Source organism: Pseudohalioglobus lutimaris, assembly GCF_002866825.1.
In the GTDB taxonomy this organism is placed as follows: Bacteria; Pseudomonadota; Gammaproteobacteria; order Pseudomonadales; family Halieaceae; genus Halioglobus; species Halioglobus lutimaris.
Window position 1 is genome coordinate 88,174 of the sequence record NZ_PKUS01000008.1, and the last position, 14,755, is coordinate 102,928.

Here is a 14,755-nt window from a genome sequence, read left to right on the forward strand (position 1 = left end):
TACGCGTGATGATATTGCTGAAGAACCACATCTGGACCCGCGCGGCGCTATTGGCGCTGCCACTGGTTGTTGCACAGGTTGCAGTCACCCAGTTACAGCGTGATGCTGGATTTGCCCCCCTGTCGTCTGCCGTTGCCCAGGAAAAGCAAGCGGACACGCGGGAGACCCGGCGAACACCTGCTTTGCGCAACAAGGTCTATGAAAAGCTCGCGGAAGCCCAGGCGGAGGCGGAAGCCAAGAACCTGCCTGGTGCCGAGAAGATTCTCGACGGCATGGTGGCCGCAGGAGGCAAGAAGGCGCTCAACAGCTATGAGCTGGCCAACGTTTATAACCTCTACGCTTTCATTTATTACAGCCAGGAGAACTACTCCAAGGCTTTGAAGGCCTACGAAAATGTGGTCTCTCAACCCGACATTCCACTGGCGATGGAGATCAACACGCGTTATACCATCGCCCAGTTGTACTTCGTGCAGGAAGACTGGAAGCGAGGCATCGACGCGCTGCTCAAGTGGTTCGATATGACCGAGACGCCCAATGCGAACGCCTACGTGCTGCTGTCGCAGGGTTATTATCAGATGAAGGACTATGATAAAGCCCTGCTGAATGTCGAAAAAGCGATCAGCATGTTCAACGAGAAGGGTAAGCTTCCCAAGGAACAATGGTACAACCTCGCGCGCTTCCTCTATTTCGAGAAGGGCGATATCGACAAGACCGTTGAAATTCTGGAAATTCTGTTAACGCACTACCCCAAGAAGCAGTACTGGGTGCAGGTGTCCCATATGTACGGTGAGCAGAAAAAAGAGCCCGAACAGCTTGCGGCAATGGAGACCGCTTATGTTCAGGGGATGCTCGACAAGGGCACCGAGCAGGTCACGATGGCCTACCTCTTCCTCAACGGCGATGTACCTTATAAAGCTGCGAAGGTCATGGATAAGGGCCTGAAGGACGGCACCATAGAGGACAAGTCCAAGAACTGGGAAGTGGCGGGTAGCGCCTGGCGTCAGGCCCAGGAGGTGGACAAGTCGATTCCCGCAATGGAGAAAGCCGCGGCGAAATCCGATACTGGTGAGTTGTATGCCCGGCTTGGGAATATCTACCTTGATGGCGACGAGAACGAAAAAGCGATCTCGGCGATCAATAAAGGTCTGTCGCGAGGTGGCGTGAAGCGGCCCGACAACGCACGCCTGGTGTTGGGTATGGCCTATTTCAATACCAAGCAGTACGACAAGGCGCGGGAAGCGTTCAAGTCGGCAGCGCGGGACGAGCGCTCTTCCAAGTACGCTGCGCAGTGGATCAAGTATATGGACACTGAACTCGAGCGGCAGAGGTCCCTGGCTGAGGGGTAGCGCCGCGGCAGGACTTTGACTGTCCTGCTATATTCAAAAGTCAGGTACAAAAAAAGGAGCTCATAGAGCTCCTTTTTTTATTTCGCGTTGTTGTGTACAGCTTTACACCGCGACTACGTTCTCCGCCTGCGGGCCTTTCTGGCCATCAGTTACATCGAACTGGACTTTTTGTCCGTCCGCCAGTGTGCGGAAACCATCGCCCTTGATGGCGCTGAAATGTACGAATACGTCGGGACCGTCCTCGCGCTCGATAAAGCCGAAGCCCTTGCTTTCGTTAAACCATTTAACGGTGCCGGTTGTTGAAGACATAAATTTTACCTGTTTTGCTCGCCTCGCCATTTACAGCGTGGCGTATTATCTAAGTATTAATGGTGCACGTACCGAAGGACCTTTAGAGTCCATCGACCGCTTTCCACGACTTGCTGAAAAGTCAGCTCTTTGAGTGTAGCACCTCAAAAAAAGGTTTGCGTTGTGCTGCAAAAAATATTTTTCGGCAATTTTGCGGCTCACTGGCGGCTGTCTTTACGGCTTCTGGCAGTTTCATCTTGCCCGGGCAACGTATACCCTTTGGTCTGGTGGAGCAGGCCTGGGAAACAGCGTGCGCATATTGTTGGTGGAGGATGATCAGCAACTGGGGGAGTCCGTAGAGGCGGCCCTGCGGCTGGAGCAGTATGCTGTTGACTGGCTGCGTAATGGGGACGCGGTGCGTTCAACGGTCAGTGCGACACCGTATGACTTGTTGATACTGGATCTGGGGTTACCCGGAGTGCCCGGCATGCAGGTTCTCAGGCAGTTGCGGGCAGACAAGCATGACCTGCCAGTGCTCGTGCTTACCGCAAGGCAAACCCTGGAGGACAAGGTCGATGGCCTGGATTCGGGTGCCGACGACTATCTTACCAAGCCCTTTGAAATCGAGGAGTTGTTCGCCAGAGTGCGCATGTTGCTACGCCGCAGTGGAGAACGGCGCAGTCAGCAAATAGCGGCCGCAGGTATTTCCCTTGACCCGGTGACTCGTGTTGTCCGCTTCGATGGTGAGGAGTTGGACCTGACCGCCCGGGAATACGCAATATTGGAAATCCTGCTGCGTAACGCCGGGCGTTTCGTGTCACGACCACGGTTGGAAGAAGGGATCTACAGCTGGGGCGAGGAGGTTGGATCCAATACCGTGGAAGTCTACATTTCCCGGCTGCGCAAACGCTTTGGCAGCGAGGCGATTGAAACCATGCGTGGCGTGGGATACCGCATTCCACGATGAAGGTCTCACTGCAGAAACGACTTACCTGGATTTTGCTTGCCCTGACCCTGTTTGCCTGGGTTGCTTCAGCAGCGGTGACATACTTCTATTCCAGTCGGGCACTGCTGGAGCAGGTAGACCGTCAGCTGGAGCAATACGCGGACCTGGTGACGTATATCTCCAGGGTTTTCGCACGGCAGTTGGCCCAGGGGCAGCCTCTCTATGAGGCCTGGAGTGGGCATGATTACGACCAGGCGCATCTGCAGCCTATCCTGATAGAAGGGTTGGACAGTGAAGGCATCGCCCCGGCGATTAACGTCTGGGAAGGCGGCAGCATGATCGCACTGGTGGAAGGCTCGCCGCGCTTCCAGCAGCCTTCGACCGAAGGGCTGGGTTACCTGGAGTTAGACGGCGGCGCGAACCAGTGGCGTACATTGAGCCGCTGGGATGACACCACGGCGTTATGGATACAGGTTGGTATAGAGCTGGGTTCAGCACGCCGCGACATGCTGGGAACGCTGGGTAGTGCTCTGATGCCATTGCTGATCGTGCTGCCACTGACCATAGCCCTGCTTTACCTGGGTGTGTTCCGTGGATTGCTGCCCTTGCGTAGCCTTGCCGAGCAGATATCGCAACGCAAGCCCGGGCTACTTGACCCGGTAGCCACTGAGGATGTACCTGAGGAGCTGTCAGCGGTAGTTTCGTCCTTGAACGACTTGTTTGGGCGGCTGGCCCTGGCGATGGAGAGCGAGCAGCGCTTCACCGCCAACGCAGCGCACGAACTGTTGACGCCCCTGGCAGCTATCAAGACAGAAGTGCAGCTATGCCAGCGTCAGCTGAGCGATGGTCCGGCTGTTAACATGCTGCAGCGCATCACCGAGCGGGTTGATCGCGCCGGTCACACGGTAGAGCAATTGCTAACGCTTGCCAGGGTGGATCCTGATGCTCCGGTTGGTACGGGCCCGGTGCGGTTCGATGAGTTGCTCACCGAGGTGATTGCTGAGAACGCACACCTGGCCGCAGACAGGGGCCTGGAGGTCTCTGTCCAGGATCTGACTCCAGCAACTTTACAGGGGAATTCCGAGGCTCTGGCGATACTCATGCGCAACCTTCTGGTGAACGCCTTTCGCTATAGTAGTGGCGACCCAGTCGTTAAAATCAGTCTGGCGCTACGCCAAAATGAGGTGATTCTGGCAGTGTGCAATGATTGCATGCCCCTGTCGGCTGCGGAGCATGAGCGCCTCTGCGATCGCTTTTACCGCGTGCCCGGAAGTGCCGGCCTCGGTGCGGGTCTCGGCCTTTCTATTGTCAGTCGCATCGCGGCCTTGCATGGTGCCAGGCTGGAAACCGGGGCTGGTGATGCGGGCAGGGGCTTCTGCGCACGGGTGTACTTTCCTCAAGCTGATTGAAGTGGCGCATGTGCTGCGCCGATGAGCCCCGGGTTATCAGCGGTGATAATGTACACAGGCATGGTCTGTAGGTGGTCCCCCATCGCGCCCTTCTCATGCAGGCGCTTCAGGAAATCGCTACTACGCAGGAACGTCGCCATCCTCGGTACGATACCGCCGGCAAGGTAGAGCCCGCCATAGCAGCCGTTAGCCAGGACAAAATCGCCACATACTGAACCCAACAGCGCGCAAAAAACTTGCAGGGCCTGAACACATTGTGCATCACTGCCCTCTAACCCACGCCGGGACACGTCGGCGGGGTCCATGCTTTCCGGGCTAATACCGGCCAGCTCGGCTATAGTCCTGTACAGCAGCACAAGGCCGTTACCAGAAACCAGCAATTCGGCGTAAATGTTCCCATGGCGGCGCAGTAACAGCTCGAATATAGCAAACTCCATCTCTGAGCCCGGCGATAGGCCCATATGACCGGGTTCAGCCGCGAAGGCGATAGGCCTGCCGTTTATGTAGCGCAGGTTGGCTCCCCCCAGTCCAGTTCCCGGGCCGACTGTACATAGCCCGTCACCCCGTCCTTTACTTCCTGCGTGAAGTTGCTCGAGGTCATCCGCGTCAAGATGTGGTAGTGCGTGAGCATTGGCCTGGAAGTCGTTGATACAGGTCAGGTGCTGAAATCCAAACTGCCTGGCCAGGGCTCGACAGGAAAACGACCAACCGATGTTGATCATGGTGACGTGTTCAGTTGAGGGAGGCGCCGCAACAGCAATGCAGGCTGCCCTGGGAGCCGCCTCTTCAAGGCCTTTGAGCCAGTAGTCGATAATTGACTGCAGCGAGTCATAGTCACGATTGGTAAATTGGGCAACACTGCGGAACGTGAGCTTGGCCTGATCGAAAACCGCAAGCCGGGTATTGGTGCCGCCGACGTCGGCGACCAGGCGTGTATCTGGCGTCTTCAAACTACTGGCAGAATCTTCATTATATTGGTGGAGCCGGACTGACCCATCACTGTGCCCTTGGTCAGTAGTATAGAGTCGCCCCTTAACAGGTAGCCGCCGTCCAGCAGAAACTCAATGGCTCGGGACTCCACCTCATTCGGTTCGAAAGCCGCAGCATCGAAAAACAGCGGGATAACGCCTCGACACAGGCAAAGTTTTTGCAGGGTCTGGGCGTTGCGGCTGAGCCCGAAGATCGGCAGCCCGGAGCTGAGACGGGACATCAGCAACGGTGTGCTGCCCGATTCCGTGAGGCAGGCGATACCGCGCACATTGCTGTAGTGATTGGCTGCATAGATCGCGGACATGGCGATGGCTTCCTGGGCGTCGGAGAACTCCCTGTCCAGGCGATAGCGAGAGGTGCGCGTAACAGCCTGGCGCTCTGCGCCCAGTGCGGCCTCTGACATAGCACTCACGACTTCCACCGGATACTTGCCTACCGCTGTCTCGGCCGAGAGCATCACTGCGTCGGTGCCGTCCAGTACTGCGTTGGCAACATCGAACACCTCGGCGCGAGTGGGCATGGGGTTGTCTATCATCGACTCCATCATCTGCGTCGCGGTGATGACTACCCTGTCCATGGTGCGGGATTTGGCAATCAGCGACTTCTGGATGCCGATCAACTGCGCGTCGCCAACCTCAACCCCCAGGTCGCCGCGCGCGACCATTACGCCCATGGAGGCGTTAATGATGCCATTGAGAATTTCTTCATCCGCAACCACTTCCGCGCGCTCGATCTTGGCGATGATGTCTGCGCGCAGATTATGGTTCTCCAACAGGCGGCGAGTCTGGTGAATATCCTCCGCTGAGGAGACAAATGACACCGCAACGAAGTCAGGCTGCACCCGGCTCAGGTCGTCTATATCCGCCATATCTTTGCTGGTCAGCGCGGGGGCGGCAAGACCACCACCAAGGCGGTTTATGCCCTTGCGGGAGCTCAGCTTACCGCCTATCAGCACTGTACAGTCAACAGCCGAGTCGGTGGCTGCATCAACACGCAGGCGCAGACGCCCATCATCAAGCAACAGCGTGTCGCCGCGTGAGACGCTGCTGCACAGGTCCTTGTAGTCCAGGCCCACTGCGCGGGCGTCACCCTCTCCCTCCCCAAGATCAAGGTCCAGGCGAAAGCGGTCTCCCTGGGCGAGATGTACGCTGTCTTCACGAAAGGAACTTATGCGTATTTTTGGGCCCTGCAGGTCGGCAAGTATGCCCACATAGACACCGGCGATGGATGCCTGTTTGCGAATGCGAGCGGCGACCAGAGCATGTTGCCCGGCGGTACCATGGCTGAAGTTGAGGCGGAACACGTTGACACCGGCCATGATCAGCTTGGCGATCATGTCCTCTGATTCACTTCCCGGGCCTATCGTGGCGACGATTTTGGTGCGTCTGTTTATCTTGGGGGTCACGCTGCAATCCGGAGTCTGCTGTTGAGTGGCCGCACCCTGTTATGCAGGCGGCTGACCCGATCTTCAGGTATGCGGAAAACAAGATAATGCCTGTTTGTGTCGTCCAGTGCCAGCACAAAGCCGCCCTGTCGATGTCAGCTTCTGGTCTTGCCGTACAGAGCCTCTTTGCCGTGGGCGACTTCGAGGGACTGACGGTCGCGCAGGCGCAGACCGGCAACAACCAGTGCGAAAGAACTATCGATCATGCGTTCGATTTCGCTGTCCGGGATGCTGCCATCAAGCTCGATGGTGTTCCAGTGGCGCTTGTTCATATGGTAACCCGGGAGCACAGCCGGGAAAATATCGCGCAGCATCACGGCCTCTACGGGGTCGCACTTCAGGTTCATGCGTCCACTGTGCTCACCGTGGGACAGCGTCGCAAACATCTTGTTGCGAATTTTCATCACCGCTACCTCGGGTCCAAAGGGGAAGTCTTCCGTCGACTCGGGCTTGCCCAGCAGGTAGGCCCTGGCTTGCTGATAGTTCATTCCCGGCCCCGGTTGGCATCAAGAAAACGACGGGTCAGATCAGGAAAATCGGAAAACAGACCGTCCACTCCCGCCTCGATAAACAATGCGTGATGCAGTGCATCGACGCTGGGCACACCTCCCGGTAGTTGGTCTGCACGCATCGTATAAGGGTGCATCAATAACTGGTGCTCCCTGGCGAGCGCCACCAGGGGCGTAGGCGTCATTTGCGCGTCCAGGACATGCGGAATCCATGGGCCGATTCCCTGGGCGTACTGTGCCACGCGTCTTATCCCTTCGGGTGTACGCATGGCGTCGTAGTCAACGGCGCCATCCTCGGCCCAGGCGTTTTCGCCGATCAGTTGAATCAGCGGTAGAGACGTCTTTTTCCGCAGGGCTTGCAGAGTCAGGTCGTCAAAGCACTGTAGGAAAACCTGTTGTGGACGGTCTGCGTAACCGGTCTGCTCCAGCAGGTCCAGCACTGCGGCGGGGAGGTCGTGACCCTGCTCCCGGTGCCAGCGTGGTGCCTTGAGCTCAATGTAGAGGCCGGTTTTCACTCCGCGACTTTGGTCCAGGCCATTCAGTAGCTCAATTTCCTCCTGTAAAGTGGGGAGCCGAAAGCTGCCCTGGCCCAGGGGAAAACGCCTGGGGAAGTAGGCGAGTTCCAGGCCTTTCCCGTCGCGATAACTGCGCTCGTGCAATCGCAGTGTGCGTAGCTCCTGCAAACTGAAGTCAAGTGCGTAGAAGCGGCCGTCGTCTCTGGCTCGACCGGGAAAACGCTGTTCCACGTCCGTGGTACTTTCGAGATGGATGTCATGCAGCACCATCAGGACGCCATCTCGACTGAGCACCACATCCTGCTCGATATAGTGGGCGCCCATGGCATGCGCGAGTGCCTTGGACTCCAGAGTGTGCTCGGGCAGGTAGCCACTGGCACCGCGATGAGCAATAACAATGGGATCGCTCATCGCAGTGGCGCTTTATTTATAAGGCAGTATAAGTATTGGTAATTCACGGCCAGGCATTGCCAGCGGGGGGCGGGGGTCAGGGCAGAGCGCTGACCCAGTCACCCTGCTCGAACCACTTCTCCCGTAGTTTGGTCAGAATGCCGGTTTTTGCATATGCGCCCAGGTAGTTGTCCACCAGGTTCTTGAACTGTGGGTCATCACCGTTAATGGCGATACCTACCGGTTCTATTGTCAGCGGCTCTTTCAGGGTGACCAGCCCCGCGTCCCGGTTGCGCAATACCGCCAACTTGCAGGTGGCCATATCGGCGACCATGGCATCCACCTTGCCTGCAAGTAAACTGGCAACCCCGTCATCTGTACTGTCGACTTCCAGTAACTGCGCTTCGGGCAGATTTTCCGTTACAAACATCGCACTGGTGGAGCCTTTGAGCGCAGTGACCTTCAGGTCAGGGCGATTCAGCGCCCCGCTGTCCTGGGCTTCGGCCAGTACTGAGTTGCGTGTGAGAATGGACTTGCCTGCCATCATATAGGGGCCCACAAAGTAGGCCTTCTCAGTGCGCTCCGGAGTGATAGACATGTTTGAAATCACCATGTCTACCTCGCCTTTGTCCAGTGCATCCAGCAACTCCCCAAAAGGTATGACTTTTATATCCAGTTGCACTCGCATCGCGTTAGCCAGCGCCCTGGCCAGGTCCACGTCGTAACCCATCACTCCGCCCTGTTTATTCAGCGCTGTCATGGGAGGCTGGTCGGCGGACATGCCTACCTTGAGTGTCTTGAAGTCAATAATGCGTTGCAGTGTCTCGCCAGCATGGCCCTGAAAACAAGCGAGGGTCAAGGCGACCCCAAGCAGGAGTCGTTGCAGTAGTTTTGTCATAATGAGTATCTCTGGAAGGTTACATCACGCAGTGCTTGGCGTAACTTGCGGCTTCATCGGCTGTCCATTCGCCCTTGGGCTTACCGGCCAGTTCTTCGCACCACGCATCAGAACCGACCTCAAGGCCGTCTATAAGGCAGTGTTTGGCGTAGGTAGCGACGTCAGACCCGCTCCACTCAGACTTGGGCTGCTCCTTCTTGGCAGCGCACCATTTTTCACTGCCGGGCTCAGCGCTACAGGCTGCCAGCAGAATAATCGCGGAATATACCAGTGCTTTTTTCATCGGAGACTCTTTTCCTCAGCAGGTGTTGTGCTCAAGTATTGCACCTGTTGTGGTAAGTCGCCAGTTTAATGCCCGCCCGTTACTCTCCCGTGGACAGGGATACGTTGTAGATACCGGCTTCCCTGGACGAATCAAGCACCGAGGCGACGGTGTCAACGGTGGACTTATTGTGGGCTTTGATGATGACGGTTGCCTTGGGGTTCTCTGCCCTGAGGCGGCTGATGTTGGCGCGCACTGAGCGCTCTTCGATACGACGACCCTTTATCCAGATTTCATTGTTGGCGCTGACCTGAACTGTGATGTTCTTCGAGGGCTCATCGCTTTGTGCGCTGCTGGTATTCTTGCGCTCCACCTCGACAACCACTTCCCTGACAAAAGAGCCGGCAACAATGAAAAAGATCAGCATGATCATCACCACGTCCAGCATGGGAGTGAGGTCAATATCAAGTGTGCCATCTCCCTTGGGCGGCCGCGCACGTTTCCGATGAATGCCCCGGTCGTCGACACCGGTATGGTCCATCCACATTTCCATGCACAATCCCCTTGCCTGATATGCCATTAGGAGGCAGTTGTTCCAAAGAATAGGAGAGCTTCAGGGTTGCGCCAATGCCAAATTGGACAATTATTGATCATCATCAAGATTAAACCCGCTGCCACTCGTAGCGGCATCAACGAACTTGGCCAGGCGCGCAGGTGTTCCAACTTGGCAATCGCAGGTGGAGCTGCTAAAAGTAAGTGCATGAATCGGCCAGCTGACAAGAAAGACTCGCGAACTCCCTCGCCGCCCTACGGGTACTCACGCGAGTGTGCCTATAGTCGTGAGGAACAAATGCACATCGTGGCCGAGTTCCACGCCCATAAGATACGTCCCAGCCGTATTGCCTATCGGATAGGTATTGACATTGCGTTCATAGAGGAGCTGATTGCAGGAGAGTCGGAGGCGGAGCTGTTTCCCCGTTTGGTCGCGCATTATCGCAAGCAACGTTTTCAACAGCGAATGCGTGACACTAATACCAGGTCTGCTATCAGTCGCTATGAGCAACAACAGAAGATAGAGCTGGAGTTCCGGGAAGAGACGGAACTGTAGCTGGCCTCAGTGCGGCCCTGTCGCACCGCAGACGACGCGAAAGCCGGCGGCGGTAAAAGGAATCATGTGATTATAGGCTGCTTCAAAGTCACTTGAGCGGCACTTGCCCCCCGACAGCTTATCGATGCGGCCGGTCTGGGCCAGTGTCAGCGTGAGGGCACCTGACAGGTTGTGGTAGCACCAGTACAGATTTTCATCACTGGCTCCCGGGAGCGCCTGGCGCAGGGCTTCGATGAACTCCAGCACCAGTTTGTCAAACAGCTTGGACATCATCTTTTGTCCCCAATAGGGGGAGTTGTTGATGTAGGCAATCAGCGCAAGATAGTTCGTCCAGCCCTGGTCGCCGGTTTCCTGGGCGATTTCCAGTGGGCGCAAAAACGCTTCTATTATCTGTTCTACAGTGGGGCCCTGATCCCCTGCATTTTTCTGGCAGGCGCGCAGAGCACTCAACCGGGACTCATTCAGTTTACCGGCCCGGCGCTGGAAAACGGCGTTAAACAGGTCGAGCTTCTTGCCGAAGTGGTAGCTGGCCAGGGCAACGTCCACACCCGCCCCATTGGCGATCTGGCGCAGGGTGACGCCATCGTAACCATGCAGAGCGAACAGCTCTTCTGCTACGTCCAGTATGCGTTCGCTCTTCGGGCTGGGGGACTTCTTGCTCATGGCCTGTACTTTACTGATTCATGTTCAAAATTAGTATAGTTGAAAATTCAACGCTTGTTGAATATGCTGCCCTGCAAATAAAGCGTATAAAACACAGGTGCTCAAATGACTCCGGAAATGTTCAAATACCTATTGGTGGCCGCATACGGCCTGCTGGTGTACTGGTTGTCCTGGTTGGGTATGCGCCGCACGCGCACTGTGGAGGGCTTTGCTATCGGCAACAAGGATATGAGCCCTTACATTGTCGGTATCACACTGGCGGCCTCTATCTCCTCCACGGCGACGTTCGTTATCAATCCCGGTTTCGTATATGTTCACGGTTTGTCCGCCTATCTGCATTACGGCGTAGCCGGCTCCCTGGGTATTCTCACCGCTTTCCTGGTACTGACTCGAGGGTTCCTGCGTTTGGGGGAGAGTGGCGCTGCCCTCACCATTCCCCAGTGGATCTACTACCGCTACAACCATCGCGGCTTCAGCCTGTTCTTCGCCTTTATCAACTTGCTGTCCATAACCTTCGTTGTCTTGATACTTGTCGGCTGCAGTTTGTTGGTCACCGGTCTGTTTCCGGTGGACCAAAAGACGGCCCTGGTGCTCGTGCTGGTGTTTGTCTTCTCCTACGTACTGATGGGAGGGACCTATGCACATGCTTATACCAACTCACTGCAGGGCATCATGATGATGCTGGTCACCGCGGTACTGTTCGTGCAGGGGTGGCAATATTTCAACGGTGATTTCTTCGGGGCTTTACGCAGCATCGGCGAAGAATATGCCTCAGCCTATAATGCCGACAGCAATCTTTATTTCGATTTTTTCTCCGTATTCCTGAGCGGTTTTGTGATTACCTTCGCGCTTATGCTGCAGCCGCACATTCTCACCAAGGTGCTTTACCTGCGCAGCGAGAAAGATATCAACAAGTTTATCGGTACTACTGTGGTAGTGGGGTCGCTGTTCATGCTCATGCTGATGATTGGTTTTTACGCGCGGCTCTCCGGGCTGGAGGTGGAGACTCAGGACACGGTAGTGCGCGAATACCTGCTGCAGGAGTTTGGTAGTTCGCTATGGGGAGAGTATGTGTTGGTGTTCATTTTCATCACCTTGCTGGCAGCGGGTATGAGTACGCTGGACGGAATCCTGGTCTCGCTCTCGGCAATGGTAGTCAACGACATCGTGCACCCACTCGCAGGCGAGCGTTATGACGGCCTCGTGCTCTCACGATGGGTTCTCGTGGGTGTGGGGGTAGTGGGCGTGGTACTGGCCTGGAATCCGCCGCCGTTGATCGGACTGTTTGCCCAGAAAGGTGTGTACGGTCTGGCAGCAGCATCGCTGGTGCCAGTGCTTTTCGGGGTGCTGGTGCGCCGGCACATACCGCTCTGGGTAGTGATGGGTTCGGCCGCGATCGGGCTTATTCTGCACCTCTGGTTCAACTTGTTTGGAGGCATAGAAAACCCAGCAGTATCAGCGACCTACGGCATCATCGCGTCGCTGGTATTTGGAATAGCGGGTCTGCTGCTCACGCGCAACCAGCTCCCTGCTCAAGCAACCTGATTGATAATAGTTTATTACGGGGCTTGACAATTCAACGGTTGTTGAATAGATTTTCGATCAAATTCAACAAGCGTTGAATAGATGGCCTCCTCCGGGAGACCGGTCCATAACAAAAGCGTTTTTGTATCACCATAAAACTCGAAAAGAGGTCTCCACCATGAAACCAAGTATCGCCCGAACGCCGCTATTTGCTGCAATTGCCATGGCTACTGCAGTCACTTCTCCCGCTGTTGTAGCGCAGAGTGATGAAACCAGTTTCGCGTTAGAGGAAGTGGTTGTTACCGCACGCCGGCGCTCGGAGAGCCTGCAGGATGTGCCCATTGCGGTGACCGCCCTGTCAGGGGATGCACTGAAGCTGAGGGGTGCCGCGGATATTACCGAACTCGCCCAGTCAGTTCCCAGCGTGACGCTGGAGCCTTCACGTGCCACCAATAGCACGCTCACAGCTTTTATTCGCGGTGTGGGTCAGCAGGACCCGCTGGCCGGTTATGAACAGGGCGTAGGTCTTTACCTTGACGACGTGTTCCTGGCACGCCCGCAGGCAGCAGTGCTTGATATTTATGATGTGGAGCGCATCGAGGTGCTGCGTGGCCCGCAGGGAACCCTGTACGGCCGCAATACAGTCGGCGGCGCCATCAAATACGTAACCCGGCGCCTCAGTGATGAGCTTAGTGGCTCGCTCAAGGGTACCTATGGCTCCTATGACCAGATTGACCTGGTGGGTACGGTATCGGTGCCGCTGGGCGACAGCTTCCGCGTCGGGGGCTCGGTGGCTTCCTTCCAGCGTGACGGGTACGGCGAGAACAAAACCACCGGTGACGATCAGTATGACAAGGATATTTTCGCCTACCGCCTGAGTGCGGAGTGGCTGCCCACCGACAACATCCTGGTACGCTTTTCCTACGATGACACTCAGGATGACTCCAGTGCTGTGGCCGGGTACCGGCCCTTCGCCGGTGCAGTGTCCGGTGCCCCGGTACTGAATGACATCTACGACACCACCGCTGGAGCCAGTGACAATATCTCTACCGCGGGTATCAATGGCAACAATGAGGTGCAGGCTGAGGGCTGGATGCTCGGCGTCGACTGGAATCTGGGCGACCACTGGACCTTCCGTTCTATCACTGCCGACCGCGAGGACTACACCGAGTCGGTTATCGACTTCGACAGCCTGGCTGTGGATGACTTCGACGCCCCCGTCATCTACGACAACGACCAGTTCAGCCAGGAGTTCCAGCTGTTGTTCAACAGCGATAAAATGAATCTGGTCACCGGCTTTTACTATATTGATGCAGAAGCCTCAAACGACTTCGACGTGGTACTTGGGCAGCTCGGGCGCGCCGCTTATGGCAGCGAATTGACGGCTTATACCGGCGGGCAGGTGGACACTGAATCCTGGTCTGTATTTGCTGATCTGACCTGGAACTTCACCGACAAACTTTCCGTTGCCGTGGGTGGTCGTTACACCGAAGACAAGCGCAGTGCAGATGTGTTCCGCGGCAGCTACCTGGGTGCGGGCGGTTCGCCCTTCTTCGGCAACGACGACGCGTTCCTGCTGGCGGTGACCAGTGACTACGAAGCGGAGCGCACCTTCTATGACTTCTCGCCGCGCATCAACGTCAGCTACCTGTGGACCGATGACATAACGGTGTACGGTGGTTACAGCCAGGGATTCAAGGCGGGGATGTTTGACCCGCGCGGTGCAAACCTGGTCACACCCGCTGTTGAACAAGGCGTCGACCCGGAGCAATTGGATTCCTACGAAATTGGTTTCAAGTCGGTCTACTGGGACGGCCGTGCAATCACCAACATCGCCGTATTCTACTCCGAATACACTGACATGCAGGTGCCTGGTTCAGTAGGTATTGATACCAATGGCGATGGCATCAATGATGATTTTGTGGGCACGCTCACCAATGCCGGTGAGGCAGAGATATCCGGTATCGAGATCGAGGGTAACTTCCTGTTCACCGAAAACTTCAGCATGCAGGTGGCCGCCAGCTTCCTCGATGCTGATATCAAGGAGTGGATAGTCAACGACGTGGATGTTTCCGATCAGCGTGAGATCCAGAACACCCCCGAGGAGATGGCCTACATCGGCTTCACCTATAACACCATGGCCATGAACGGTGAGCTCACACTTAACGCCAACTGGTCATACAAGGGTGATATCACCCAGTTCGAGGCGCCTGCGCCCATTCTTGACCAGGATGCCTATGACATGATCAACGCGAGCGTGGTGTGGGTGAGCGGCAGCGAAACCTGGCTGCTGGGGATTCACGGCAAAAACCTGACTGACGAGGAGATCAAGACAGCGGGTTACTGCTTTGGCTCGGGAGGTTGTCCATCGACCCTGGGCCTCGAAGATAATACCTCGATCTTCTACGCGCCGCCGCTGACTGTGAGCGCGACAGTTGAGTACCGCTTCTGATTGTGGGTGCC

Annotated in this window: 15 protein-coding genes; 6 read left to right on the plus strand and 9 right to left on the minus strand. The window is 56.3% G+C overall.

Going from position 1 to position 14,755, the window contains the following annotated elements; translation table 11 throughout:
- Positions 1 to 8 precede the first annotated feature (8 nt).
- A complete protein-coding gene (locus C0039_RS08755; protein WP_075999921.1) occupies positions 9 to 1,346 on the plus strand; it encodes a tetratricopeptide repeat protein in 1,338 nt (445 codons plus the stop codon).
- A 102-nt stretch (positions 1,347 to 1,448) separates the two neighbouring features.
- Here the strand turns inward: C0039_RS08755 and cspE are convergent, their stop codons facing one another.
- On the minus strand, positions 1,449 to 1,655 hold the full coding sequence (gene cspE / locus C0039_RS08760; RefSeq protein ID WP_075999922.1) for a transcription antiterminator/RNA stability regulator CspE: 207 nt from the start codon (positions 1,653 to 1,655) through the stop codon (positions 1,449 to 1,451).
- A gap of 289 nt (positions 1,656 to 1,944) precedes the next feature.
- Between cspE and C0039_RS08765 the strand changes: the two genes are divergently transcribed.
- On the plus strand, positions 1,945 to 2,601 hold the full coding sequence (locus tag C0039_RS08765) for a response regulator (RefSeq protein WP_165787073.1): 657 nt from the start codon (positions 1,945 to 1,947) through the stop codon (positions 2,599 to 2,601).
- Positions 2,598 to 3,989, plus strand: coding sequence for a histidine kinase dimerization/phospho-acceptor domain-containing protein (locus tag C0039_RS08770; protein ID WP_075999924.1), 1,392 nt, complete (start codon positions 2,598 to 2,600; stop codon positions 3,987 to 3,989). The genes C0039_RS08765 and C0039_RS08770 overlap by 4 nt, the downstream gene beginning before the upstream one ends.
- Here C0039_RS08770 and glk read toward each other — a convergent pair.
- From glk to C0039_RS08805, 7 genes are all read right to left on the minus strand, one after another.
- Positions 3,977 to 4,939 carry a glucokinase gene (gene glk / locus C0039_RS08775; RefSeq protein ID WP_101517864.1) on the minus strand — a complete coding sequence of 321 codons (963 nt, stop codon included), beginning with the start codon at positions 4,937 to 4,939 and terminating at the stop codon, positions 3,977 to 3,979. The genes C0039_RS08770 and glk overlap by 13 nt on opposite strands.
- The gene (gene pyk, locus C0039_RS08780; protein WP_075999926.1) at positions 4,936 to 6,384 is read right to left on the minus strand and encodes a pyruvate kinase; all 1,449 of its coding nucleotides are present in this window, start codon (positions 6,382 to 6,384) and stop codon (positions 4,936 to 4,938) included. The genes glk and pyk overlap by 4 nt, the downstream gene beginning before the upstream one ends.
- A 134-nt stretch (positions 6,385 to 6,518) precedes the next feature.
- Positions 6,519 to 6,911, minus strand: a complete 393-nt coding sequence (locus C0039_RS08785) for an MmcQ/YjbR family DNA-binding protein (protein WP_101517865.1) — start codon at positions 6,909 to 6,911, stop codon at positions 6,519 to 6,521.
- Positions 6,908 to 7,858: a glycerophosphodiester phosphodiesterase gene (gene glpQ / locus C0039_RS08790; RefSeq protein WP_101517866.1), complete on the minus strand. Its 951-nt coding sequence runs from the start codon at positions 7,856 to 7,858 to the stop codon at positions 6,908 to 6,910. Before glpQ ends, C0039_RS08785 begins: the two co-directional genes overlap by 4 nt.
- A 76-nt stretch (positions 7,859 to 7,934) precedes the next feature.
- Positions 7,935 to 8,735 (minus strand): transporter substrate-binding domain-containing protein, encoded by an 801-nt coding sequence (locus tag C0039_RS08795; protein WP_232334932.1) that lies wholly within the window; start codon positions 8,733 to 8,735, stop codon positions 7,935 to 7,937.
- A 19-nt stretch (positions 8,736 to 8,754) separates the two neighbouring features.
- Positions 8,755 to 9,018 carry a DUF3012 domain-containing protein gene (locus tag C0039_RS08800; RefSeq protein ID WP_075999930.1) on the minus strand — a complete coding sequence of 88 codons (264 nt, stop codon included), beginning with the start codon at positions 9,016 to 9,018 and terminating at the stop codon, positions 8,755 to 8,757.
- A gap of 79 nt (positions 9,019 to 9,097) precedes the next feature.
- On the minus strand, positions 9,098 to 9,550 hold the full coding sequence (locus C0039_RS08805) for an ExbD/TolR family protein (RefSeq protein ID WP_232334933.1): 453 nt from the start codon (positions 9,548 to 9,550) through the stop codon (positions 9,098 to 9,100).
- 207 nt (positions 9,551 to 9,757) lie between these two features.
- On the opposite strand from C0039_RS08805, the gene C0039_RS08810 reads away from it, so the two are divergent.
- On the plus strand, positions 9,758 to 10,105 hold the full coding sequence (locus C0039_RS08810) for a hypothetical protein (RefSeq protein ID WP_076002218.1): 348 nt from the start codon (positions 9,758 to 9,760) through the stop codon (positions 10,103 to 10,105).
- Between the two features lie 6 nt (positions 10,106 to 10,111).
- Here the strand turns inward: C0039_RS08810 and C0039_RS08815 are convergent, their stop codons facing one another.
- Positions 10,112 to 10,768, minus strand: a complete 657-nt coding sequence (locus C0039_RS08815; RefSeq protein WP_101517867.1) for a TetR/AcrR family transcriptional regulator — start codon at positions 10,766 to 10,768, stop codon at positions 10,112 to 10,114.
- A gap of 105 nt (positions 10,769 to 10,873) precedes the next feature.
- Between C0039_RS08815 and C0039_RS08820 the strand changes: the two genes are divergently transcribed.
- Positions 10,874 to 12,313: a sodium:solute symporter family transporter gene (locus C0039_RS08820; RefSeq protein ID WP_101517868.1), complete on the plus strand. Its 1,440-nt coding sequence runs from the start codon at positions 10,874 to 10,876 to the stop codon at positions 12,311 to 12,313.
- 157 nt (positions 12,314 to 12,470) lie between these two features.
- On the plus strand, positions 12,471 to 14,744 hold the full coding sequence (locus tag C0039_RS08825; protein ID WP_075999933.1) for a TonB-dependent receptor: 2,274 nt from the start codon (positions 12,471 to 12,473) through the stop codon (positions 14,742 to 14,744).
- The last annotated feature ends 11 nt before the right edge of the window (positions 14,745 to 14,755 follow it).

Coding starts and splice junctions, on each gene's coding strand:
- C0039_RS08755 (WP_075999921.1), top strand. CDS start 9: ATGATATTGCTGAAGAACCACATCTGGACCCGCGCGGCGCTATTGGCG.
- cspE (WP_075999922.1), bottom strand. CDS start 1,655: ATGTCTTCAACAACCGGCACCGTTAAATGGTTTAACGAAAGCAAGGGC.
- C0039_RS08770 (WP_075999924.1), top strand. CDS start 2,598: ATGAAGGTCTCACTGCAGAAACGACTTACCTGGATTTTGCTTGCCCTG.
- C0039_RS08785 (WP_101517865.1), bottom strand. CDS start 6,911: ATGAACTATCAGCAAGCCAGGGCCTACCTGCTGGGCAAGCCCGAGTCG.
- glpQ (WP_101517866.1), bottom strand. CDS start 7,858: ATGAGCGATCCCATTGTTATTGCTCATCGCGGTGCCAGTGGCTACCTG.
- C0039_RS08795 (WP_232334932.1), bottom strand. CDS start 8,735: ATGACAAAACTACTGCAACGACTCCTGCTTGGGGTCGCCTTGACCCTC.
- C0039_RS08800 (WP_075999930.1), bottom strand. CDS start 9,018: ATGAAAAAAGCACTGGTATATTCCGCGATTATTCTGCTGGCAGCCTGT.
- C0039_RS08805 (WP_232334933.1), bottom strand. CDS start 9,550: ATGGAAATGTGGATGGACCATACCGGTGTCGACGACCGGGGCATTCAT.
- C0039_RS08810 (WP_076002218.1), top strand. CDS start 9,758: ATGAATCGGCCAGCTGACAAGAAAGACTCGCGAACTCCCTCGCCGCCC.
- C0039_RS08815 (WP_101517867.1), bottom strand. CDS start 10,768: ATGAGCAAGAAGTCCCCCAGCCCGAAGAGCGAACGCATACTGGACGTA.
- C0039_RS08820 (WP_101517868.1), top strand. CDS start 10,874: ATGACTCCGGAAATGTTCAAATACCTATTGGTGGCCGCATACGGCCTG.
- C0039_RS08825 (WP_075999933.1), top strand. CDS start 12,471: ATGAAACCAAGTATCGCCCGAACGCCGCTATTTGCTGCAATTGCCATG.